Below are 22,328 nucleotides of genomic sequence, written 5' to 3'. Positions count from 1 at the left end.
AGCATGTCCGAGCTTCTCTGCCCGCAATGCGGCGCTCCGGTGCCGTTGCGCAGCGCCGCCATGCCCTATGCCGTCTGCGGCCATTGCCAGAGCGTGATCCTGCGCGAAGGCGATGAAGCGACCCGCATCGGCGAGGCCGCCAGCCTGCCGTTCGATGTCTCGCCCGTCGAACTGGGCATGCGGGGCACGGCCCCTGATGGCGCGCCTTTCTCGGTGGCCGGGCGCGTGCGCTGGGGGTGGGACGATGGCGCGTGGAACGAATGGCTGCTGGCTTTGCCGAATGGCGGCCACGCCTGGCTGGGCGAGGCGATGGGGCAGTTTCAATATCTCACCGAGCGCAAGGACCTGCTCGATCACCCGCTGCTGCGCGATGTCGCGGCGGGCGGTTCCTTGCCGCTCGGCGCGGTGATCGAATTGGACAGGCGCATCTTCACCGCCAGTGATGTGAAGCGCGCCACCTGCCTTGGCGGCGAGGGCGATCTGCCTTTCGCCACCCCTATCGGTCTGGCCATCGACAGCATCGACTTTCGTGAACCCATGGGCGCGGCGCTCTCGATCCAGCGCGATCCCGATGGCGTCTCGGCCTATGTCGGGGCTTATATCGATCTGGCGGCGCTCAAACCCAGGGGCCTGCGCCGGATCGAGGGCTGGACCCTGCCGGAGAGTCTTGGAGAGGCTGGCCGGTGACCGACCCGCAAAAACAGCAGGCCGCCCCCACGTCGGCACGCGCCATCACCTGCCCTTCCTGCGGGGGCAGCATCGGCATCAAGGCGGCGGGTTATACGGTGTCGGTGGCCTGCCTCTATTGCGGCACGGTGCTGGATGTCGCCGGCGACAATGTGCGCGTCATCGCCGAATACCATCAGGCGGTGGCCAAGCTCGACATTCCGCTGGGCACGCGCGGCGCCTTGTTCGGCGTGGAATGGGAAGCCATCGGCTGGCTGGAGCGCTCGGGCGCGGGGGCGGCGTGGCAGGAGTATCTGCTCTTCAACCCTTACGCGGGCTATCGCTGGCTGGTGCTGAGCGAGGGCCAGTGGCAGTTCGGCACCATGCTGACCGACCGGCCCGAAACCGTCTCCAATGAGACCGTGGTGTGGCGCGGCAACCCTTACGAACTGGATGACGAACCTTATCGCATCGTAACCCGGCGGGTTCTGGGCGAGTTCTACTGGCGGGTGCGGGCGGGCGATCAGGTCGATGCCGCGAGTTTCGCGCGCGGGCAGGAGCAACTTTCCTGCGAATGGAACCCGCAAGAAACCCAGTGGACCCAGATGGTGCCCATCGCCGGGCGCAAGGTGGGCGAGGCGTTCGGGCTGACGGGCAAGCCGGGGCCCAAAGGCAAGGGCGGAACCAAGCCTGCCCCCGGTCCCCCGCCGGGCGGTTACAAGGGCTGGTCGGACCGGCCTTTCTCGCTCAAGGGCGATGTGCGGCGGATGTTCGGCTGGGGGCTGGCCGCGCTGGTGGTGATGCTGGCGGTGATGGCCACGCTCTCGGGCGACCGCGCGGGCATATCGGGCACGATGGTGGTGGTGATCGATGGCCCGGTGGCGCGCGGCGAATATGGCCCGGTCACCGTCACACGCGCCAGCCAGATGCTCACCATTCATCTGGACGGGCCCGGACTGATCAACGAATGGGCGGATATGAAGCTGTCGCTGGTCAACCGCGCCACGCATCAGGCGATCCCCGGCGTCGCCACGCTGGAAAGCTACAGCGGATCGGATTCGGATGGCAGCTGGACCAGCGGCGATCATGCGGCCACGCTGCATCTCTATGATGTGCCGCGCGGCAGCTACAATCTGCTGATCGAGGGGCAGGGGCATAGCTGGCATGATCCCAACGATCCTTCTTCGGCGCAGTCCACGGTGCTGACTCCGGCGCTGTTGCCCGGTCTGCTGCCTGACTCCGGCAAGCCTTTCGGGGCGGATGAAAAGCTGCTCAAGGCCGAGGAGGTTACCTTTGCCGTGGAGGATGGCGGGGTGGACTGGCCGCTGTGGTGGACCTGCGCCGTGCTGATCATGGGCGTGCCCTGCGTGATCCTGATCATTCGCGTCAGCAGGGGAGGGCGCCGATGAGCCAGCGCATGATCCTGTTCTTCCTGTGGTGCGCACTGCTGGTGCTGGGCTCCGGCGCGGCGGCGTGGACGGGCTGGTCGCCTTACAGCGACGACGATGGCGGGGCGCGCAGTGGCCCGCATGGCGGGGGCAGCCATGGCGGCTATTATGGCGGCCATTGGTACGGCCCGATGCATAAGTGAAACCATGAGCGTTTTTTCCGATGATGAGGCGCCTGCTCCGGCGTCCGATAGCCCCGTTCCTGCCGAGGGCTGGTCGCGCACCCATGCCGCGATCCTGCTGCTTTCCGTGCTGGTGGTGGCGACCTGCGGGCTGATCTACGAACTGCTGGCGAGCACGCTGGCCAGCTATCTGCTGGGCGACAGCGTCACCCAATTCTCGACGGTGATCGGCACCTATCTGTTCGCCATGGGGGTGGGCAGCTACCTCTCGCGCTTCGTGCGGGGCGACGAGCTGGGCACCTTTATCCGCGTCGAGGTGATGATCGCCATGCTGGGCGGGTGGAGCGCGGCGGGGCTGTTTCTGGCCTATCCGCTGGCGGATGATTTCCGGCTGCTGCTCTATGCGCTGGTGCTGCTGATCGGCATGCTGGTCGGCTTGGAGATCCCGCTGCTGATCCGCATTCTGCGCGGGCGCTTCGCCTTTCGCGAGCTTGTGTCGAACGTGCTGACCTATGATTATGTCGGCGCGCTGATTGCCTCGCTGGCGTTCCCGCTGTTTCTGGTGCCGCATCTGGGGATGATCCGCACGGGGATGGTGTTCGGCCTCGCCAATGTGGCGGTGGCGATTGCCCTGTTGCTGGTGCTGCGCGAACAAAGGCGCGTGGGCGGCGATCTGCTGGCCTCAGCCCTGGTGGCGGTCAGCCTGATCGTTGGCCTGTGTCTGGCCGAGCGCATCCAGCGCTATTCCGAAGTCGCCTATTATGGCGAAGGGGTGATCCATGCCCGCTCCACGCCCTATCAGCGCATCGTGCTGACGCGGCGCGGGGGCGAGTTGCGGCTCTATCTCAACGGCAATCTGCAATTCTCCTCGCGCGACGAATACCGCTATCACGAGGCGCTGGTCTGGCCGGTGCTGGGCCGGGTTGCCGCGCCGCGCCATGTGCTGATCCTGGGCGGCGGCGACGGCCTTGCCGCGCGCGAGGTGCTGAAGGACAAGAGCGTCCAGCATATCGATCTGGTCGATCTGGACCCGGAGATGACCCGCATGTTCCGCCAGACAGCGCAGCTTGTGGCACTCAACCGTGGATCGCTGTCGGACCCGCGGCTGAGCGTGACCAATGCCGATGCCTTCCGCTGGGTGAGGCAGGCGCGCGGGTCTTACGATGCGGTGCTGATCGATTTCCCCGATCCCACCGAATATTCGCTGGGGAAGCTCTACACCGAAAGCTTTTATCGGGAAGTGTCGCGCCTGCTGGCCCCCGATGGGGTGATGGTGGTGCAGTCGACCTCGCCTTTGGTCGCGCCGCGTTCCTATTGGACGGTGGCCAGCACCTTGGAGGCCTCGGGTCTGGCCGCGCGGGGCTACCATGTTTATGTCCCCAGCTTTGGCGAGTGGGGCTATACGCTGGCGGCGCATGATCCGGCGCGGCTGGCCAGCGCGGCGGTGCTGCCTGCAGGCCTCAAATTCCTGACGCCCGCCGCGGAAAGGCTGATGTTCGATTTCCCCCCCGATATGGCCCGCCGCGCCACGCCCGTGAACCGGCTGGACAATCAGGCTCTGGTGCGCAGCTTTTCGGAAGAATGGTCGCATTATGAAGGTTGAGGCATGACCCTCGATATTGGCCGTCGCGGCGTGCTGGCCGGAGGATTGGCGGCCAGCCTCGCCGGATGCGCGGGCGAGGGGGACAAGAGGTGGCCGGGTAAGCTGCTGGGCGCGGATTTCGATCGTGGCCATGCCTTGCGCGATCTCGATCCGGCGCGGGCTTTGGCGGAAACGGGCCCGGAAGAACGTGTCGGTGTGCTGATCGCGGGCGGCGGCGTGGCCGGGCTCGCCACCGGCTGGCGACTGGCCGAAGCCGGTTTCGACAATTTTACCCTGCTGGAGCTGGAAGACGAGCCCGGCGGCAATGCGCGCGGCGGGGCCAACACGGTCAGCGCCTTTCCATGGGGCGCGCATTACCTTCCGATCCCCAACCGGGAGGCCAAGGCGCTGATCCATATGCTGAAGCAATTTGGCATGATCATCGGCGAGGAAGGCGGCGCCCCGCTCTACGACCCCTACCAGATCTGCGCCGATCTGGAGGAACGCTTGTTCTGGCAAGGAGCATGGCAGGAAGGGCTCTACCCCGCCACCGGCCTTTCGGCGGATGACAGCGCCCAGCGCGACCGTTTCAGCGCGGCCATGGCGGCTTTCTCCAGGGCGACAGGCAGGGATGGCCGCCCGGCTTTCGCCAGCCCCATGGCGCTCTCCAGCCGGGATGAAACCTACACCGCGCTGGATGGCGGCACCTTCGCCGCATGGCTGGACCAGCAGCATTTCACCAGCGGGCCCTTGCGCGCCTATATCCGCTATTGCTGCCGCGACGACTACGGGGCCGAGCTGGAGCATGTCTCGGCATGGGCGGGCATCCGCTATTTCGCCTGCCGCCGGGGCTGGGCCGCGCGCAACGTCAGCGACCGCGAACTGGTCTGGCCCGAGGGCAACACGCGCCTCTCACACGACATGGCCAAGCGCATCGCCCCGCATATCTGCCCCGCGCAGAGCCTTGTTCATGCCGCGCCGCAAGAGGGGGGCGGCGTGCTGGCGCTGGCCTATGACCACAAGGCCAAGGCCCTGCGCCGCTACCGCGCCGATGCGCTGGTGCTGGCCATGCCGCAGTTTGTGGCCCGCCATCTGGTGGCGGGGATCAGCGCGCAGGGCCTGACCTATGCGCCCTGGGTGGTGGCCAACATCACCACCTCACGCTGCCCAGAGGGGCCGGGGGTGCCGCTGGCATGGGACAATGTGTCCGCAGCCTCGGACCATCTGGGCTATGTGGTGGCCACGCATCAGACCGCCTCCGGCGCCGATGGGCCCACGGTGCTGACATGGTACACGGCGCTGTCTCAGGGCAAGCCGGAAGACCAGCGCCGCATGATGCTCACCCGCCCGCTGGCCGAATGGCAGCGCCTGATCGCCGCCGATCTGCTGGCCATGAACCCCGATCTGACAGGCGCGATCCAGAGCATCGATGTCTGGCGCTGGGGCCATGCCATGATCCGCCCCACGCCCGGCTTCCTCACCAACCCGGCGCGGCTGGCGGGCGAAGCGCTGTCTGGCCCGGTGTTCCACGCCCATTCGGACATCTCCGGCCTGTCGCTGTTCGAGGAAGCGCATTATCGCGGGGTGCTGGCCGCCGAAGCCACCCTGTCTTTCCTCGATACGCCTTACGAGAGCCTGCTGTGAACGCCCCCCATCACCCAGCCAAAGGCGTCCATCTGATCGCCGATCTGGAGGGCGGCGCTGCTGCCGCCCTGTCCGACCCGGCCCTGATCGAGCGCGTGCTGCGCGCGGCGGCAGAGGCGGCCAGGGTGCATGTGCTGGCGCTCAATCTCCACCATTTCGGGCCGGAGCAGGGCGTGACCGGCGTGGCCCTGCTGGCGGAATCCCACATCTCGATCCACAGCTGGCCCGAGGAAGGCGTGGCCGCCATCGACATCTTCGTCTGCGGCGAGGGCGCGGACGCCTGGGCCGCCCTCCACGCTATCGAGGAAGGGTTGGCGATGCGCTCTGCCCATGCGCAGGCGATCCCGCGGCTGGGCGCCCGCCCGCATGCGACGGATTGATCGTTTACGGTTTGCTGTCATACGCCTGTCATGCTGATGCCGCTTGGCGTTGGTTCGATGGGGTGAAGAGGGGCCAGTGGCGGCACTAAGGGATCGATTGAGGCTGGCGCGGGCCGCGCTGGGGCTGCTGGGGCTGCTCGCCATCGGTTGGCCATGGCTGCTGCTGCCGGCCGGAATGCGCATCGGGCGGTGGCCCGCCGTGCTGGCGTGGCGCTGCCTGCTCGGCGGCTTCAACATCCGCATCGAGATGCATGGCACGCCCATGCCCGGCGCGCTGATCGTCGCCAACCATGTCTCATGGAGCGATATCCCTGTCTTCGGTCGCGCGGTGGATGCCGGTTTCGTCGCCAAGGATGACGTGGCCGGATGGCCGGTGATCGGCCGCCTCACCGCCGCCTATGGCTGCCTCTTTGTCTCCCGCGAGGCGCGCGGCAAGGCAGGCGAGCAGGCAGGCGCGCTGGCGGCGTTGCTGTCGCACGGCCGCAGCCTGATCCTCTTTCCCGAGGGCACCACCGGCGAGGGCGACACCTGCCTGCCCTTCCGTTCCAGCCTCTTTGCGCTGATCCCGCCCGGCACGCCCGTGCAGCCGGTGACCCTGCGCTATTACCACGCGGACGGCTCGCCGCTGGATGCCGCCGAGCGCCGCGCGGTGTCATGGATCGGCGACGATGAGCTGGCGCCCCATGCGCTGGCTCTGGCCAAGCGCGACGGTTTGGTGGCGAGGCTGTGGTTCGATGAACCCATCCCCGCCGGGGAGCGCAAGGCTTTGACCAAGGCCTGTTTCGGGGTGATTGAAAGTCGGTTGGAAGAAAGCAGAAAATAAAGAAGATGCGAGGGGGTTACCCCCTCACGCTTCCATTCAGTCTTCCGGCGATGGGGCGGTGGTTCCGCACCCTTGCGCTCAACCTCTCCACCTGCGCAACGGAAAGGCGCCGCAGGCAGAGAAGCCTCGGCGCCTTGTGATAGCTGGGAATCTTAAAGCCTGCGGCGCGGCGTACTTAGCCCTATTGCCGAACCCGAAGCGCAACGAAGACATTAAAGGGAGCGCGAGGGCGATGGCCCTCGCATTTATCCCTTCAAACCTTCTTCAGGCCGCAACACTAAACCGCGATGCATACCGCCCGGCGATGGCTTCCACCGGCATCAGCACGCAGACGTCCACGGTGTTGAAAGCGCGATCGATATAGGCGCCGTCACCGAACTGCGCGCCCACCCGCATATAGCCCTTCACCAGCGGCGGCAGCAGGAACAGCGCGCGGCGCTCGTCATAGCTGCCGCGCGGCAGGCGCTCCAGAGCCACGCCGTCCTTCACCACCGGGCGGCATTCGGCGGGCGCGAGGTGGTGGTGGGCGAGGCACGACAGCGCCTCGGCATGGGCATCGGGGTCGATGCCGGGGAAGGAGGCGCAGCCGAAGAGCGCGCCGATGGAATGCTGGCCGATGTAATCGGCGATGCCGCGCCACAGCAGCTGGATCGTGGCGCTGGTGCGATAGGCGGGCAGCACGCAGGAGCGGCCCAGCTCGAGCAGCTCGCGGCCCGGCTGGGCGCTGGCGATCAGGGGCGTGAGGTCGAACTCGCCCGCCGAATAGAAGCCACCGGCGCGGCGGGCCACGCTTTCGCGCAGCAGGCGGTAGGTGCCGACGACCTGCATGTCTTCCGGCGCGCCTTCGTCGATCACCAGCAGGTGGTCGCACACTTCGTCATAGGCGTCGCAGTCGAGGCCGGGGGTGGGGGCGTCATGCGCGGCATGCGCGCCCATCTCGGTGAAGAACACCTGCCAGCGCAGGCGCTGCACGGCGGCCAGATCCTGCGTATCGCGGGCAAGCCGCACGGAAAGGCGGCGGCTTCCACGGGTATTGGGTGCGGACTGAAGCGAAGTCTGCGGCTCGGCCATCGGGCTCCTCCTGATCCCCATGGGTTAGCAGGGGGATGTGACAGGGCAGCGTCCATCGCGTGAACCCTCTGTGACAGAGGGGCGGGAAAAAGCGACGGTGATGTGACGGGGCGATGGCAAACGCGCGTCTTATGGCGCGATGATGACAGGGGCGCTGTCACGCAAATGGGGGCCAAGATGCCTTATGCAAAAGGGGCGGCGCCTTGCGGCGTCGCCCCTGATCGTAACAAGTTAGGCCGGATCAGAACTCCAGGCGGATGCCCAGATTGATGCCGTGGGCGCTGTACTTGTTCTCGCGCATCGTGCCCTGATAGCCGACGAAGAGCGCACCGGCGTCGTCGAAGACCCAGTTGACGCCGAGGTTGGCGTCATACTCGCTCTTGCCGGTGGCCAGAGCGGTCACCTGGAAGGCGGTGTTGGGATCGCTGTCGAAATAGGCGTTGATGATGTTGTTGTCGCCGCCGCCGACCTTGCGGCGATAGGCGAAGCGCGCATAGGGGCGGAAGATGCCCTTGTTGCGCGTCAGGCTGATGCCGGCCAGCGCGTCGGTGCGGTCGGCCTTGATGCTGCCGACGGTGAGGTCGGCGGCGCCCGCGTTCTGCTCGGTGAAGCTGTTCACCTGGCCCTTGTTGAAGTCGATGCCCACGAAGGGGGTCAGCTTGTAGCCGCCGGCCTCGATGTTGTAGCCCAGATTGGCGGTGGCCTTGAACAGGCCTTCGCTGGCGCTGGCATTGGCCGTGGTCGAGTAGGAGCCGATGGTGGCGATGTGGGTCGCGCTCAGGTGGCCGTAGTTATAGGCCAGCTGACCCGACAGACGCAGCTTGCCGAAGTTCTGGGCGGCATAGGCGGCGATCGCCAGATCGCGGTTGGTGCCGGTCAGGTTGTTGGCGCCGAAGGTCAGCGAATCGAAGCTGGCGTTGAAGGCCAGACCGATCACGTGGTTGGGGCCGGAAAGGTCGTAACCGGCGGAGAAGCCGAACAGATTGTCCTTGGTCTTGAAGCCCTTGGACGTGTCCTTGATGCCGCCGACCTGGAACTGGCCCTGGCCGGTCATCCACCAGCCATCCTCGGGATGGTTGGAGTTCTGGTCGTTCATGCGCAGATCGACGGTGCGCGCGAAGGAGTTCGCCTGATCGCGCAGCGCGGTGGCGTAGCCATAGTAGCCTTCAGGCGAGACCGTGTCGAAGAACACCTTGGCCTGCGTGGTGTCCATCACGTCGACCATCGAGAGCAGCGTGACCGACGGATCCGAGGTGGAGCTGTTCACCGCATTGGTGGCGGTGGTGATCAGCGGATCGAGGCCCTTGGCCACGGCCAGCTGATTGGTGGTGGCGCCCGCTGCCTTCATCACGTCGGAATAGAGCAGGTGGGTGGCGGTGACCTGATAGGCCTGCTGGGTGCCCAGCGTCACGACGCTGCCGGTCGAGAAGGTCACGAAGGCCAGCGGGTTGGACGAGGTGGTCGTGGTGGTCACGCCCGAGCTGTCGGTGGTGCTGGTGGTCACCGTGGTGGTGGCGTTCACCGTCGAGAAGCTGCCGGTGATCGACTTGTCGGCCAGCAGCAGATTGTACTTCGAGCCGGTGGAGTAGAAGCCCGCCGCCACATTGACGTTCAGCGTGCCGCCCAGCGTGATGTTGCCGCCGCTGGCCAGCGCGCCGCTGGCGTTGGAGGCGTAGAGCTGGCTGTAGCTGGTGCCAGCGGTGGGCAGCGAGGCCCCCGCCGAGGCGACGGCGATGTTCAGCGTGCTGCCGCTGTTGAGCACGACATTGCCGTAGACGGTGGCCTGCGTCGGCGCGGCCTGCGTGCCGATGTAGAGCGTGCCGTTGTTTGTCAGCGTCGAGTTGGCGTCCTGCAGCGTGCCCAGGGCGCTGGCCAAGCCCGTGGTGCCATACAGGCTCATCGTGCCATTGTTGGTCAGCGTGGTGGCGTTGCCGGTGTTGATGATGCCGGCGAAGGTGCCCGACGTGTCGTTGACGAAGGTCACCGTGGTGCCGGACACGGCCGACTGCTGGAAGTTGCCGGTGAAGATGCCGTTGTTATAGGCATCGATGTTGCCCGAGGCGGTGACCGAACCGGTGATGCCGTAGGTGGTGTTGCTGTTGGAGAAAGAGGCGCGGTTGCTGCCCGAATTCGTGCCGAACTGGATGGTGCCGGTCACGGCAGCCGTGGCCGCCGCATTGTTGACGAACTTGCCGTTCACGCCGGTGAAGTTCACGGCGGGCGTGCCCGCGGTGGCGGTCAGCGAGCCATTGTTGGTCACCGTGCTGTTGGCGCCCACGGTGATGGCGGTCGCGCCGCTGGTGGTGCCCGTCGAGGTGATCGTGCCGTTGTTGGTGACGGTGGCGCTGTCACCCAGCACAACGCCGCCGGCGGCGGCGGTGTTGCTGATGGTGCCGGCGTTGGTCAGCGTGGAGCCCGAAACGGCCGCCGTCAGCGGCGCGGTGACGGTGGCGCCCGAATTCACGGTGATGTTGGCGGCCGACGTGCCCGTGTAGGTGTAGGACGTCGAGGTGCCCGAGCAGGTGACGTTAGAGCCGCTGGCCGAGCATTGTGCCCATGCGGCAGCGGGCAGCAGAAGCGCCGTGGAGGTAATCGTGGTCGCGGCAACGCGGCGAGCCGCGCGCATGCGAGAGGTGGACCTTGCCATTACCCGTCGTGTCCCTTGTCTTACTGTGTCGCCATCCCGGCACCCAGCCGAGTGGCGTCCGGAGCGTGAACCCCGAATGAATGAACATATGGCGCCATCCGCTGCACTGAATGGCGCGCAAAGGCAATGGCAAAAACCACGTCAGGGCGCGGACTTTGGGGAAAAGGCCCGCTGTTTGCGATGGGGCGGGGATCGGGCGAGGCCCGAGGTTTGGCGAGGTAGCCCCTGTCGCGGCTTTGGCCTATGGGGGCTGGCGTGAACCCAGGATGAAAGGCGGATGACAGGATGGTGCTGGAGCAGGTGAGTCTGAACAAGGCTTTCGGCGGCGAGCAGGGCGTGTGGCAGCATATCGCGCGCGAGACGGGCACGCCGATGCGTTTTTCCGTTTTCGTTCCGGAGCATGGGCCAGGCGAAAAGCTGCCGGTGCTGTGGTATCTTTCGGGGCTGACCTGCACCCATGCCAATGTCACCGAAAAGGGCGAGTATCGCCGGGCCTGCGCGCGCCATGGCATCATCTTCGTGGCGTCCGATACGTCTCCGCGTGGCGAGGGCGTGGCCGATGACGAGGCCTATGATCTGGGGCAGGGCGCGGGCTTTTACGTCGATGCCACGCAGGCGCCATGGGCCCCGCATTTCCGCATGCGCTCCTACATCGAGCAGGAGCTTCCCGCGCTTCTGGGCGAGCATTTCCCGGCGGATCTGTCGCGGCAGGGCATCACCGGTCATTCGATGGGCGGCCATGGCGCGCTGACCATCGGCCTGCGCAATCCCGGGCGTTTTCGCAGTGTCAGTGCTTTCGCGCCGATCGTCGCGCCGCTGCAATGCCCCTGGGGCGAGAAGGCGCTGACCGCCTATCTGGGTGATGATCGCGCCGACTGGCGCGCCTATGACGCCGTGGCGTTGATCGAGGATGGCGCGCGCCTGCCCGATCTGCTTGTCGATCAGGGCGAGGCGGATAATTTTCTGGAAGGGCAGTTGAAGACCCATCTGCTGGCTCAGGCCTGCGCGGCGGCGGGCATGCCCGCCACCATCCGCATGCAGCAGGGCTATGACCATTCCTACTACTTCATCTCCAGCTTTATGGAGGACCATGTCGACTGGCATGCCGCCCGGCTGAAGGCGGACTGATCGTCAGCCGGCGGGCGGCACCAGTTTCAGGCTCATCTCCGCCAGCGGGCGCCCTGAAAGCCGGTCGATCACCACGGGGTCGACCGGCTTTTGCGTGTCGGTGTCGATCATGGTGCTGGTGGCCGGGGCCTCGCAATGCTGGCGGCCCCAGGCGCCGATGGCCAGCAGCACGGGCAGGAAATCGCGGCCCTTGGGCGTGAGCACATACTCATCGCGCGGGGGCTGCTCGCAATAGCGGCGCTTTTCCAGCAGGCCATGCTCCACCAGCGCGGCCAGACGCCGCGTGAGAATGTTGGGCGCGATGCCCAGACCGGCGCGAAACTGGTCGAAGCGCGTGGTGCCCAGCCCCGCGTCACGCAGGATCATCATGCTCCAGGCATCGCCCACCAGCGTCAGCGCGCGACCGACGGGGCAGGGGCCTTGCGAAAATTTCTCATTGTCCATTGCAGAATGATAGCGACGTTACTATCATTTTGCAAGTGACTCGGAATGAACGGGTCTCGCAGGAGAACGATCATGAGCAAAAATCTTGGAACAGCCCTGATTACCGGCGCCTCGACGGGCATTGGCGCCACCTATGCCCGCGCTCTGGCGGCGCGCGGTTACGATCTGGTGCTGGTGGCCCGCGACGAGGCCCGGCTGCAGGCGCTGGCCGGTGAAGTGCGCGAAGAGCAGGGCGTGACGGTGGAGGTGTTGCGCGCCGATCTCACCGCTCAGGCCGATCTGGCCGCCGTGGAGCAGCGTCTGGGCGGGAATGACATCACCCTGCTGATCAACAACGCGGGCATGTCGCTCAAGGGCGGCATTCTCGACAATGGGCCCGAGCAGCTTGAGCGCATTATCGCCCTCAACATCACCGCGCCCACGCGTCTGGCCGCGGTGGCGGGCAAGGCTTTCGCCGCGCGCGGGAAGGGCACCATCGTCAACATCGCCTCGGTGCTGGCGCTGGCGCCCGAGATGTTCGATGGCGTCTACAGCGGCACCAAGGCCTATGTGCTCAACCTCAGCCAGTCGATGGCGCAGCAGTTGAGCGACAAGGGCGTGCATGTGCAGGCCGTGCTACCCGGCGCCACCCGCACCGAAATCTGGGAGCGTTCGGGCAAGGATGTCGATGCCTTCCCCGCCGAAATCGTGATGGAGGTCGGCGATCTGGTCGATGCCGCGCTGGTTGGTCTGGATCGCGGCGAGACAGTGACGATTCCCCCGCTGGCGGATGAGGGCCAGTGGGAGGCGCTGCAGGCGGCACGCCTTGCCATGGGCCCCGGCCTGTCGCGCCGCGAGGTCGCCCCGCGCTATCGCCAGACCGCCGAGGCCTGAAACGCGAAAACCGGCCGCCACCCCTTGGGGGCATGGCGGCCGGTCGCGGGGCGCGGCGCGTCAGGCCAGCATGCGCACCTTCGGCTCGCGGTCCCAATGGCGGGCGGGAGCGACTTTGGTGAAAGCGTCGATCTCCACCACGCCCTCGTCGGGCTTCAGACCCCATTGCTCCAGCAGGGCCCTGGTGGCCGGGCAGGCGCCGATGGTCTTGCAATGGGCATAGGCGTCGGCGAACCAGCCCTGCGTGGTGCTGCATGAGGCCATGGCCTTGGCGGCATCGGGCATGATGATCGAGGCCACCGCGTCGAACAGCACCGAGGGACTGCCCGCCAACTGCCCATCGGCCTTCAGCGTGCCGCCTTTCACCTTGAGGCCGCCAACCTTGGGCGCCACGAGGAAGGCGGTGCCGCCGGCCTTCTCGATCTGGGCCTTCAGCTTCTCGATGGCCTCGAGGTTCGATCCTTCCGCGAAGAGGATCGCCACCTTGCGGCCCGGGAGCGAGGGCTGGCCCTGCTCCAGAATCGAGAGCGCGGGCGAGGGCGGCATATCCACCGGCTTGCGCGCCGCTTCGGCGGCCTCGGGCAGGTCGGTGGCCAGTCCGTCGGCAACGCGTTTGGCCAGATCCTCATCCACATTGCGCAGGCGAGACAGCACCCGGCTGCGCACATGGTCCAGCCCCACCTTGGAGAGTTCGAAGACGATGGCGCTGGCCAGATGCGCCTGCTCGATGGGCGTTTGCGAGCGGTAGAACAGCCGGGCATGGCTGTAGTGATCGGCAAATAGATCGGGCCGGATGCGGATGCGCGTATCGCCCTCATTCTCGCCCAGATTGCGCGGGAAGGAGGTGAAGCCGGTGGCCGGGCATTCGCGCGGGCCGCCCGCCTCGCCGGCTTCGGCCAGACTGTTGGGCTCGTAATTGGCGCGGCCCGTGGGGACCTGCGTCTGCATCATCCCGTCGCGCTGGAAGTTGTGGAAGGGGCATTTGGGGGCGTTGACCGGGATCTGGTGGAAATTGGCCGTGCCCAGCCGCGACTTCTGCGTGTCGAGATAGGAGAACAGCCGCCCCTGCAGCAGCGGATCGGCGGTGAAGTCGATGCCGGGCACGATGTTGGCGGGGCAGAAGGCCACCTGCTCGGTTTCGGCGAAGAAATTGTCCGGATTGCGGTTGAGCGTCATGCGCCCGATGATCCGCACCGGCACCACCTCCTCGGGGATCAGCTTGGTGGCATCGAGCACATCATAGGCCTGTTCCATCGCCCAATCTTCCTCGAAGATCTGCACGCCCAGATCCCAGGCGGGGAAATCGCCGCTGTCGATGGCTTCATAGAGGTCGCGGCGATGGTAATCGGGATCGGCGCCGGCGATCTTCACCGCCTCGTCCCAGCAGGTGGACTGCATGCCCTGCACCGGCTTCCAGTGGAACTTCACCAGCTTGCTTTCGCCCGTGGCATTGACCAGCCGGAAGGTGTGAACGCCAAAGCCCTCGATAAAGCGCAGCGAACGCGGGATCGCCCGGTCGGACATCGCCCACATGATCATATGCAGGGTTTCGGGCATCAGGCCCACGAAATCCCAGAAGGTGTCATGCGCGCTGGCGGCTTGCGGGTAACCCCGGTCGGCCTCCATCTTCACGGCATGGACCAGATCGGGGAATTTCATCGCGTCCTGAATGAAGAAGACCGGGATGTTGTTGCCGACGAGATCCCAATTGCCTTCCTCGGTGTAGAACTTCACCGCGAAGCCGCGCACGTCGCGCGGGGTGTCGACGCTGCCCGCGCCGCCCGCCACGGTGGAGAAGCGGGTGAAGACCGGCGTCTGCTTGCCCTTTTCGGCGAAGAGCCCGGCGCTGGTCAGTTCGGGGATGGGGTCGGTGCATTCGAAGACGCCATGCGCGCCCGAACCGCGCGCATGGACGATGCGTTCGGGAATGCGTTCATGGTCGAAATGGAAGATCTTTTCGCGCAGCACAAAGTCTTCCAGCAGCACGGGCCCGCGCGGGCCCGCTTTCAGGCTGTTCTGATTGTCGCTGACGCGGATGCCCTGATTGGTGGTGAGATGGGCTTCGGCCTGATCGTGAGCGCCCTTGGGCGGAACGGTCTGGTGGGTTTCACCCCCCGCGCCGATCTTGGTGTCGAAGGCGGGCTGGGCAGGCTTCTTGGGCATGATGGGCATCCCTGTGATCTGGCGTAAAGAGCGCTGACGTTGCAGCAATTGCGGCATGTCCTGTCCAAGCGCCGGGGCCAGCCGGTGTTCCCCCATCAGGGCCAGCGGAGCGCTCCATGCGCCATGCCGTGATCGCCGGGGTTGAGGCGGGCGCGAGGATGGCCCATCTCCTGCCCATCCCCCGCAGCAGGATGCAGCATGACCCAGGCCTATCCCACGCCCGATGATCGCAAACGTGCCGCTGCGCAGGCCGCTGTCGCACTGATCAAGCCCGGCATGCTGGTGGGGCTGGGCACCGGCAGCACGGCGGCCCATGCGGTGGAAGCCTTGGGCCGGGCGGTGGCGGACGGACTCGATGTCCGCGCCGTGGCCACCTCGCGCGCCACGGCGACCCATGCCGCGCGGCTGGGCATTGCGGTGCTGCGGCCCCATACGGTGTCGCGGATCGATCTGTGCATCGATGGCGTGGACGAGATCGATCCATCCTTCCTTGCCATCAAGGGCGCGGGCGGGGCGATGCTGCGCGAAAAGATCGTGGCGGGCATGGCCACGCGAATGATCGCCATCGCCGATGACAGCAAGGCGGTGGCGCGGCTGGGCGGCCATCCCGTGCCGGTGGAGGTGCTGCCCCTGGCGCAGGCCTTCGTGGCGCGGGCCGTGCAGGATCTGGGCGGCGATCCCGTGCCGCGCATCGATGGAGCGGGCGCTCTGGTGAAGACCGATCAGGACAACATCATTCTAGACGCCCGCTTCACCGGCGATCAGGACTGGCGGGCGATCGCCGCGCGGATGGACGCCATCCCCGGCCTGTTGGGCCACGGCCTGTTTCTGGACGAAGTGCATACGCTGTGCCTCGGCGGCGCCGATGGCGCAGTGCTGACGGAACGACCTTAATCCTGATCCTTCGCGCCGCGTGACGGGCGGTGGTTGCGGCCCTTCGTCATCGGGTCCGGCTTGGCGGGTTTCTTCCAGCCGGGCGGCGGTGTCATGCGCTGCTGGCTGGTGCCCAGACCCATCGCGCCGGGTTGCTGGCGGGTGAGGCCCGAGGTGTCGGCCTGCCGCGCCTCATCCGCGCTGGCGCCGCCGCGCATCAGATTGATCTGGTCGCGACAGCGCTTGGCTTCCTCGAAATCGAGGGCCGCGGCGGCGGCCTCCATGCGGGCCTGCAAGGTTTCGATGGTGTCGGTCATCATGATCCAACGTTCGGGGCTGGTTGCGGTGCCGAAAGAGATCGCGCCGAGCCGTGCCTTTGTCCATCAAATAAAGGCGTTGAGCTTGCTGCATTGCGGCGAAAATGCGAGTCGAAGGCGCGAATTGGACCGTTTGGGCACACCCCGCCCTGCCTGATGCACAGTTCGTCCATCTCTTTCCCCATGGGATCGATGAACGGTTTAAGCGCCTGCCCACACCGCTTGATGCCGCATTCGGCGTCGCTTCATTCACGGTCGAGTGTTCGGCCCTCTCCGCCATGTGTCTCGCGCCTTTTGCGCGGGCTTTCGGCGGAGCCGGAGATATGCATGTCCGCCATCCACGCGCCTGGCGCGTCGACACGTCACGCCCAAAATGCGTCCAGGCACCATAAACGACGCGCGCATTTCGGCTGGTTCAAAAGCAGCGACCAGCTCAAGCTTCATGAAGTCACCCTTGTCGATCGCGCCACCCTCAACCGCGCGGCGGGCGCTGCGGCGCTGGGCAATGCGATGGAATGGTTCGATTTCGGCGTTTACGGCTATCTGGCCGTCACGCTGGGCAAGGTGTTCTTCCCCTCCAGCAGCCCGTCGATCCAGCTGATCGCCACCATGGGCGCCTTCACCGCCGCCTTTGTCGCCCGCCCGCTCGGCGGTTTTGTCTTCGGGCCGCTGGGCGACCGCTATGGCCGACACAAGATTCTGGCGCTCACCATGGTGATGATGGCGCTGGGCACCTTCGCCATCGGCCTGATCCCCTCTTATGCGCGGATCGGCGTGGCGGCGCCTGTGCTGCTGCTGGTGGCGCGGCTGGTGCAGGGCTTTTCCACCGGCGGCGAATATGGCGGCGCGGCAACCTTCGTGGCCGAATATTCCACCGACCGCCGCCGCGGCCTGATGGGCAGCTGGCTGGAATTCGGCACGCTGGGCGGCTTCATCCTTGGCGCGGCCATGGTGGCGGGGCTGCAAATGATGCTCAGCCCCGAAGACATGCTGTCCTGGGGCTGGCGCATTCCCTTTCTGATCGCCGGGCCGCTGGGTCTGCTGGGGCTCTATATGCGCCTCAAGCTGGAGGAAACCCCGGCGTTTCAGGCCTATAGCGAGGAAGCCGACAAGCGCGAGCTGGAACGCCCCCGCCTGCGCGAGCTGTTCACCACCCATTGGCCCCAGCTGGTCAAATGCATGGGCCTGGTGCTGGTCTTCAACGTCACCGACTATATGCTGCTCACCTATATGCCCAATTATCTCAGCGTCACGCTGGGCTATGCCGAGAGCAAGGGGCTGCTGCTGATCGTGCTGGTGATGCTGGTGCTGATGCCGCTCAACATTCTGGGCGGGCTCTTCAGCGACCGTCTGGGCCGCCGCCCGATGGTGATCGGCGCCTGCGCGGCGATCCTGTTGCTGGCCATTCCCTGCATGCATCTGATCGCATCGGGCAACGATGCCCTGATCTTTCTGGGGCTGATGGTGCTGGGTCTGGCGCTGGTGTGCTTCACCAGCACCATGCCCTCCACACTGCCCGCGCTGTTCTACACGCCGGTGCGTTACAGCGCGCTGTCGATCGCCTTCAACATCTCGGTGACGCTGTTCGGCGGCACCACGCCGCTGGTCACGGCATGGCTGGTGGAGCGGACCGGCGATCCGATGATGCCCGCCTATTACATGATGGGCGCAGCGCTGATCGGTCTGGTCACGATGCTGACGGTGCGGGAAACCGCCGGTCTGCCGCTGCGCGGATCGCCGCCTGCGGTGGAAACCCGCGCCGAGGCGCTGGCGCTGGTGATCGGCGACGATCCGGTGACGGTGGATGAGGAATTGCCGGACCCGGTGCTGTCTTCCCTTCCGGCCGTTGAACCGGTTCCGGAGCCCCGGCGCGATGCGCTCGCTCCGCTCTGCCCCTGATCTGAAATACCGGCCCTGCAGACAATGCGGGGCCGGTTTTCTATGAGTTTCCGGGTATCAGCATCAGATGCATATCATGGCGCGCCATGGCCAGATCGTCATGAGCCTGCGCCACGATGGCATGGCGCTCTGGCGCGGGGATGGCGCAATGGGCGATGCCATAGATCATCGCCCAGAGAGCGAGAGACAGCGGTAAGGCAAAGATCACACCGCGCATGAGCAGACCTCCATTCATGGCTGCCTTCTAACCCCCCGATCTGAACAGGGGGTGACGGGCCATATTGTTCCCGCCCGATTGTTCCTGCGTCAGGCCCGATCCTGCACATCAATCAAATCTTGACATCGATGTCAATTTCGCGGAGCCATCCGGCGACCCGTTCCCCATAAGAATAAGGATGCCTTTGATGTCGTCTCGCGCGCTGCCCGAAAACCTTGCCCGTTCCACCATGCTGACCCGCCGCGATATGGCCCGCGCGCTGGGCGTTGCCGGGGCGGCGGGGCTGGCGCTGGATGGGCCTGCTGCTTTCGCCGCCGCCGCGCCCCAGAGCTTCCCTGAGGGTTTCCGCTGGGGCTGCGCCACGGCCAGCTATCAGATCGAGGGCGCGGTGAAGGAAGACGGGCGCGGCCCCAGCATCTGGGACACCTTCAGCCACACGCCCGGCAAGATCGCCGAGGGCGCGACGGGCGATGTCGCCTGTGACAGCTATCACCGGCTGGCCGAGGATGTCGCGCTGCTCAAAGGTCTGGGCGTCTCGACCTATCGCATGTCCATCGCCTGGTCGCGCATCTTTCCGGAAGGGAAGGGCACGCTCAACCAGCGCGGGCTGGATTACTACAACCGCGTGGTCGACGCGCTGCTGGCTTCGGGGATCACCCCTTACGTCACGCTGTTCCACTGGGATCTGCCTCAGGCGCTGCCCGGCGGCTGGCAGAACCGCGACACCGCCCATGCCTATGCCGATTACGCCGCCGTGATGGCCAGGGCGCTGGGCGACCGGGTGAAGAACTTCATGACGGTGAATGAGCTGCGCTGCTTCACCGATCTGGGCCATCAGGACGGCATCCATGCGCCGGGGCTGAAGCTGCCCGCAAAGGCGGTGAATCAGGTGCGCCACCATGGCATTCTGGCGCATGGTCTGGGCGTGCAGGCGGTGCGCGCCCATGCGCCGAAAGACGTGCAGGTAGGGCTGGCCGACAACACCGTCTTCCACGTGCCCGTCATGGAAACCCCCGAGCATATCGAGGCCGCCAAGCGTGCCACGCGGGAGCGCAACGCCATGTTCCTCACCGCGATCATGGAAGGACGCTATCTCGATTCCTATCTGGCCGAGACCGGGGCGGATGCGCCCAGGGTGCAGGCGGGCGATATGGCGGCCATCGGCAGCCCGCTCGATTTTCTGGCGATCAATGTCTACGCCCCGGAATGGGCCCGCGCTGCCGACAATGCCAAGGGTTACGAGGTGATCCCGCATATCGCCTCCTCGCCGCGCATGGCCTCGCCCTGGCTGGTGGTGGGGCCGGAGGTCGCCTATTGGGGCGTGCGTCAGGTCAGCGAGATGTGGAAGCCCAAGGCGATCTACATTTCGGAAAACGGCGCATCGGCGGATGATCCGGTGCATGAAGGCCGCGTGGATGACGTGGACCGCATCATGTATCTGCGCAACTATCTGGGCCAGTTCCGCCGCGCGGCGAATGAGGGCTATCCGCTCAAGGGTTATTTCCTGTGGAGCCTGATGGACAATTTCGAATGGGCCGATGGCTACACCAAGCGCTTCGGCATCCATTACGTCGATTTCGCCACCCAGAAGCGCACCCCCAAGCTGAGCGCGGCATGGTATCGCGAGGTCATCAGGCGCAACGCTCTGGTGTAAATGCCGCGTGGGGCTGGCGGGGTCAGACCTTCGCCAGCCCCAGCGACAAGGCGCTGAGCACAACCATCGGCGCCAGCACGCCAAGCAACAGGGCGAAATGCCCGCCGCTCGCCAGAGACACCGCCAGCGCCGGGCCGACCAGCGAGGGCACGGTGTTGGAGAGATTCTGCAGCCCCATATCCCGCCCGCGATGGCGCGGCGAGGGCAGGGCCTGCACCAGCAGCGCGGCATGCATCGCCAGAAACACATGGGTGCCCACCGCGAACAGCCCATAGCCCAGCGCCGCGCCCTGCCAGCCATCCGCCAGACGCATCGCCAGCAGACCGGCGGCAGCGGCCAGCACCGCGATCTGGGCCAGCAAACGGCGGCGCGACTGCCGGCGCGCCCAATGCCCGGCCACCACCGCCAGCGGCACCGACAGCGTTGTGGCGATGGCGCTCAGCAGGCTGACCTGCTGCACCAGCGCGGGGGCGGGCATGCCATGGGTCACATCCTCGAAGTAATAGATGAGGTAATAGGAAAGGACGTTCATTGCCGTCTGCGGCAGAAAGCGCGCCATCCACAGCCAGACCTGTTGTTGGAAGGGCTGTTGCGCATGCTCTGCTTGTGGGGCGGCGGGCAGCAATCTTGCCTGCGTGGCCAGCAGCGGCAGCACCATGCCGGTGATCAGCACGGTCAGCGCCAGATAGGCCAGCGCCTCGCTGTGCTGTTCGAGTGCCACCAGCGCCGCGCTCAGCCCCATCGAGACCGGCTGGGCCACGGTGGTCAGCCCTCCGGCCAGACCTTTTTGCGCATCGGGCACTTCATCGGCCAGCATCGCCAGCAGCGGGGCCAGCACCACATTGATCGCCGCCTGCACCGCGCAGACCGCCAGCAGCAGCTCCGTCGCCCCCTGCGCGCGCCACACCCAGCCATAGGCCAGCACCGTGCCCACCAGCCCGATGCCGATCCAGCCGCGACGGCTGCGCCCTGCGGCAAGGCTGCGGTCGCTCAGCCAGCCCGCCGCGATGTTCGACAGGCTGGCCACCACCGCGCCCGCCACCAGCACGGTGGAGAGCGCCTCGATGCGGCCCTGATGCGCCATGGCCTCGATCCGCTCGGGCAGCAGAAAGCCGAGCAGCGGCATATAGCTGAGGACGCCCCCGGCATAGGCCAGCGCGAAAGCCAGCAGGAAGCGCAGCTGGCGGGGCTGGGGCGTCGCCTCGGCAGGAATCACGGCGTGGCGGCGCTCTGGCGCTGCACCAGCGCGAAGGGCAGTTGCAGACGTGGCGCTGGCTTGCCCCCATCCTTGCCCGCATCGCGGCGGTATTTGGGATCGACCAGCATGTCCACCGCGCTGGCCACCATATCGCTGACCGGCTGGCGCATGGTGGTGATCGGCGGCCATGAGAAGCGCGCGGCGGGCGCATCGTCGAAGCCGACGATGGAGAGGTCGGCGGGCGCCTCCAGCCCATGCTTGCGCGCGGCGGAGACCGCGCCCAGCGCCATGTCGTCATTGGCGCAGAACAGGGCGGTGGGCAGGGGGCCCTTGCGTGAGAGCAGCTCGTCGGCGGCGGCAAAGCCGGTCTGGAAGGTGAACATGCCGGGCAGCACCCAGTCCGGGTTCACGGTCAGGCCCGCCTCGGCCATGGCGGTCTTGAAACCGGCATAGCGGCGGGCGGCGGCGGCGTGGGTGGGGATGCCTTCCACAAAGCCGATGTCGCGGTGGCCCAGTTCGATCAGATGGCGGGTCATCTCATGGGCGGCGGCGTATTCGTCGATCTCCACCAGCGCGGAACGGTCCATGTCCTGTCCCGGCGAGATGCGCACATAGGCCATGCCCATTTCCTCGATCCGGGCCAGCAGCGGCTCGAAGGTGCAGAGCGGCGGGGGCAGGATCACCCCGTCCAGCCGCAGCCCGGCCACGCTGTCCACCACCTGCTCGGCGGCGCCCTCGATATGCGGGTCGATGGGTTCGATCACCAGGTGATAGCCCAGTTCGCGGCAGCGGCGCAGCGCGCCCAGCTGGATATCCGTGGCATAGCCCGACCAGTAGGGGTCGTAGATGAACAGGCCGATCAGATAGGAGCGCGCGCTGGAAAGCCCGCGCGCGAACATGTTGGGCTTGTAATTCAGCTCCTCGATCACCCGCAGCACGGTTTCGCGCAATTGCGGGCGCACATGTGTTTCATTGTTGAGCACGCGCGAGACCGTCTTGGGCGAGACCCCGGCGCGCTCAGCCACATCCTTGATGGTAACGATCACGATAGACCCGATGCTTTCCTATGAGCCGTTTCTGGCGCCCGCCCGTGCCCATTATAGGGCAGGCGCGGCCAGATTAGGCGCTTTGTGGCGCGGTGCAAGCGGTGTGGCAGCTTTGCATCGCTTTGCGGCGAAT

The 22,328-nt window shown here is 66.3% G+C and carries 20 protein-coding genes; 12 read left to right on the top strand and 8 right to left on the bottom strand.

All coding sequences use genetic code 11. The features are described from left to right. Positions 1–3 precede the first annotated feature (3 nt). From SR3_RS16525 to SR3_RS16495, 7 genes are all read left to right on the top strand, one after another. Entirely contained in the window at positions 4–687 is a 684-nt protein-coding gene (locus tag SR3_RS16525; protein ID WP_068088504.1) for a DUF4178 domain-containing protein, read from the top strand. Further along, positions 684–2,075, top strand: a complete 1,392-nt coding sequence (locus SR3_RS16520; protein ID WP_068088501.1) for a DUF4178 domain-containing protein — start codon at positions 684–686, stop codon at positions 2,073–2,075. Before SR3_RS16525 ends, SR3_RS16520 begins: the two co-directional genes overlap by 4 nt. Next, positions 2,072–2,257 carry a hypothetical protein gene (locus SR3_RS16515; RefSeq protein ID WP_068088499.1) on the top strand — a complete coding sequence of 62 codons (186 nt, stop codon included), beginning with the start codon at positions 2,072–2,074 and terminating at the stop codon, positions 2,255–2,257. Before SR3_RS16520 ends, SR3_RS16515 begins: the two co-directional genes overlap by 4 nt. Before the next feature lie 4 nt (positions 2,258–2,261). Continuing rightward, positions 2,262–3,839: a polyamine aminopropyltransferase gene (locus SR3_RS16510; RefSeq protein ID WP_084455640.1), complete on the top strand. Its 1,578-nt coding sequence runs from the start codon at positions 2,262–2,264 to the stop codon at positions 3,837–3,839. Between the two features lie 3 nt (positions 3,840–3,842). After that, positions 3,843–5,462: an NAD(P)-binding protein gene (locus tag SR3_RS16505; protein ID WP_068088496.1), complete on the top strand. Its 1,620-nt coding sequence runs from the start codon at positions 3,843–3,845 to the stop codon at positions 5,460–5,462. After that, positions 5,459–5,842: an adenosylmethionine decarboxylase gene (gene speD / locus SR3_RS16500; RefSeq protein WP_068088493.1), complete on the top strand. Its 384-nt coding sequence runs from the start codon at positions 5,459–5,461 to the stop codon at positions 5,840–5,842. The genes SR3_RS16505 and speD overlap by 4 nt, the downstream gene beginning before the upstream one ends. Positions 5,843–5,918: 76 nt before the next feature. Continuing rightward, the gene (locus tag SR3_RS16495; protein WP_157098909.1) at positions 5,919–6,665 is read left to right on the top strand and encodes a lysophospholipid acyltransferase family protein; all 747 of its coding nucleotides are present in this window, start codon (positions 5,919–5,921) and stop codon (positions 6,663–6,665) included. 264 nt (positions 6,666–6,929) lie between these two features. Here SR3_RS16495 and SR3_RS16490 read toward each other — a convergent pair whose 3' ends face one another. Further along, the gene (locus tag SR3_RS16490; protein ID WP_068088487.1) at positions 6,930–7,736 is read right to left on the bottom strand and encodes a GNAT family N-acetyltransferase; all 807 of its coding nucleotides are present in this window, start codon (positions 7,734–7,736) and stop codon (positions 6,930–6,932) included. 241 nt (positions 7,737–7,977) lie between these two features. Further along, positions 7,978–10,362: an autotransporter outer membrane beta-barrel domain-containing protein gene (locus SR3_RS16485; protein ID WP_068088484.1), complete on the bottom strand. Its 2,385-nt coding sequence runs from the start codon at positions 10,360–10,362 to the stop codon at positions 7,978–7,980. 306 nt (positions 10,363–10,668) lie between these two features. Here SR3_RS16485 and fghA point away from each other — a divergent pair, with 306 nt between their 5' ends. Then, on the top strand, positions 10,669–11,511 hold the full coding sequence (gene fghA, locus SR3_RS16480; protein ID WP_068088481.1) for an S-formylglutathione hydrolase: 843 nt from the start codon (positions 10,669–10,671) through the stop codon (positions 11,509–11,511). A gap of 3 nt (positions 11,512–11,514) precedes the next feature. Here fghA and SR3_RS16475 read toward each other — a convergent pair whose 3' ends face one another. Next, positions 11,515–11,955 carry a winged helix-turn-helix transcriptional regulator gene (locus tag SR3_RS16475; protein ID WP_068088478.1) on the bottom strand — a complete coding sequence of 147 codons (441 nt, stop codon included), beginning with the start codon at positions 11,953–11,955 and terminating at the stop codon, positions 11,515–11,517. A gap of 72 nt (positions 11,956–12,027) precedes the next feature. On the opposite strand from SR3_RS16475, the gene SR3_RS16470 reads away from it, so the two are divergent. After that, positions 12,028–12,828, top strand: coding sequence for an SDR family NAD(P)-dependent oxidoreductase (locus SR3_RS16470; protein ID WP_068088475.1), 801 nt, complete (start codon positions 12,028–12,030; stop codon positions 12,826–12,828). A 60-nt stretch (positions 12,829–12,888) separates the two neighbouring features. Here the strand turns inward: SR3_RS16470 and SR3_RS16465 are convergent, their stop codons facing one another. Continuing rightward, positions 12,889–14,991: a catalase gene (locus SR3_RS16465; RefSeq protein WP_068088544.1), complete on the bottom strand. Its 2,103-nt coding sequence runs from the start codon at positions 14,989–14,991 to the stop codon at positions 12,889–12,891. 198 nt (positions 14,992–15,189) lie between these two features. On the opposite strand from SR3_RS16465, the gene rpiA reads away from it, so the two are divergent. Next, positions 15,190–15,885, top strand: coding sequence for a ribose-5-phosphate isomerase RpiA (gene rpiA / locus SR3_RS16460; RefSeq protein WP_068088472.1), 696 nt, complete (start codon positions 15,190–15,192; stop codon positions 15,883–15,885). Here the strand turns inward: rpiA and SR3_RS16455 are convergent. Then, entirely contained in the window at positions 15,882–16,181 is a 300-nt protein-coding gene (locus tag SR3_RS16455) for a UvrB/UvrC motif-containing protein (protein ID WP_068088541.1), read from the bottom strand. The genes rpiA and SR3_RS16455 overlap by 4 nt on opposite strands. Before the next feature lie 327 nt (positions 16,182–16,508). Here SR3_RS16455 and proP point away from each other — a divergent pair, with 327 nt between their 5' ends. Next, complete coding sequence (proP, locus tag SR3_RS16450) at positions 16,509–18,080, top strand: glycine betaine/L-proline transporter ProP (RefSeq protein WP_068088469.1); 1,572 nt, start codon at positions 16,509–16,511, stop codon at positions 18,078–18,080. A 40-nt stretch (positions 18,081–18,120) separates the two neighbouring features. Here proP and SR3_RS31380 read toward each other — a convergent pair whose 3' ends face one another. After that, positions 18,121–18,297 carry a hypothetical protein gene (locus SR3_RS31380; RefSeq protein ID WP_157098906.1) on the bottom strand — a complete coding sequence of 59 codons (177 nt, stop codon included), beginning with the start codon at positions 18,295–18,297 and terminating at the stop codon, positions 18,121–18,123. A 232-nt stretch (positions 18,298–18,529) separates the two neighbouring features. On the opposite strand from SR3_RS31380, the gene SR3_RS16445 reads away from it, so the two are divergent. Next, positions 18,530–19,951 (top strand): GH1 family beta-glucosidase, encoded by a 1,422-nt coding sequence (locus SR3_RS16445; protein ID WP_407668168.1) that lies wholly within the window; start codon positions 18,530–18,532, stop codon positions 19,949–19,951. Between the two features lie 22 nt (positions 19,952–19,973). Here the strand turns inward: SR3_RS16445 and SR3_RS16440 are convergent, their stop codons facing one another. Both SR3_RS16440 and SR3_RS16435 read right to left on the bottom strand, forming a co-directional pair. After that, the gene (locus tag SR3_RS16440; RefSeq protein ID WP_068088466.1) at positions 19,974–21,167 is read right to left on the bottom strand and encodes an MFS transporter; all 1,194 of its coding nucleotides are present in this window, start codon (positions 21,165–21,167) and stop codon (positions 19,974–19,976) included. Further along, positions 21,164–22,195, bottom strand: a complete 1,032-nt coding sequence (locus SR3_RS16435) for a LacI family DNA-binding transcriptional regulator (RefSeq protein ID WP_307562036.1) — start codon at positions 22,193–22,195, stop codon at positions 21,164–21,166. Before SR3_RS16435 ends, SR3_RS16440 begins: the two co-directional genes overlap by 4 nt. Between the last annotated feature and the right edge of the window lie 133 nt (positions 22,196–22,328).

Origin of the sequence: Novosphingobium rosa NBRC 15208, from assembly GCF_001598555.1 — a bacterium.
GTDB classification, from domain to species: Bacteria; Pseudomonadota; Alphaproteobacteria; order Sphingomonadales; family Sphingomonadaceae; genus Novosphingobium; species Novosphingobium rosa.
The sequence above is the reverse complement of the archived record's forward strand: the minus strand, read 5'-3'. Positions and strand labels throughout refer to the sequence as shown.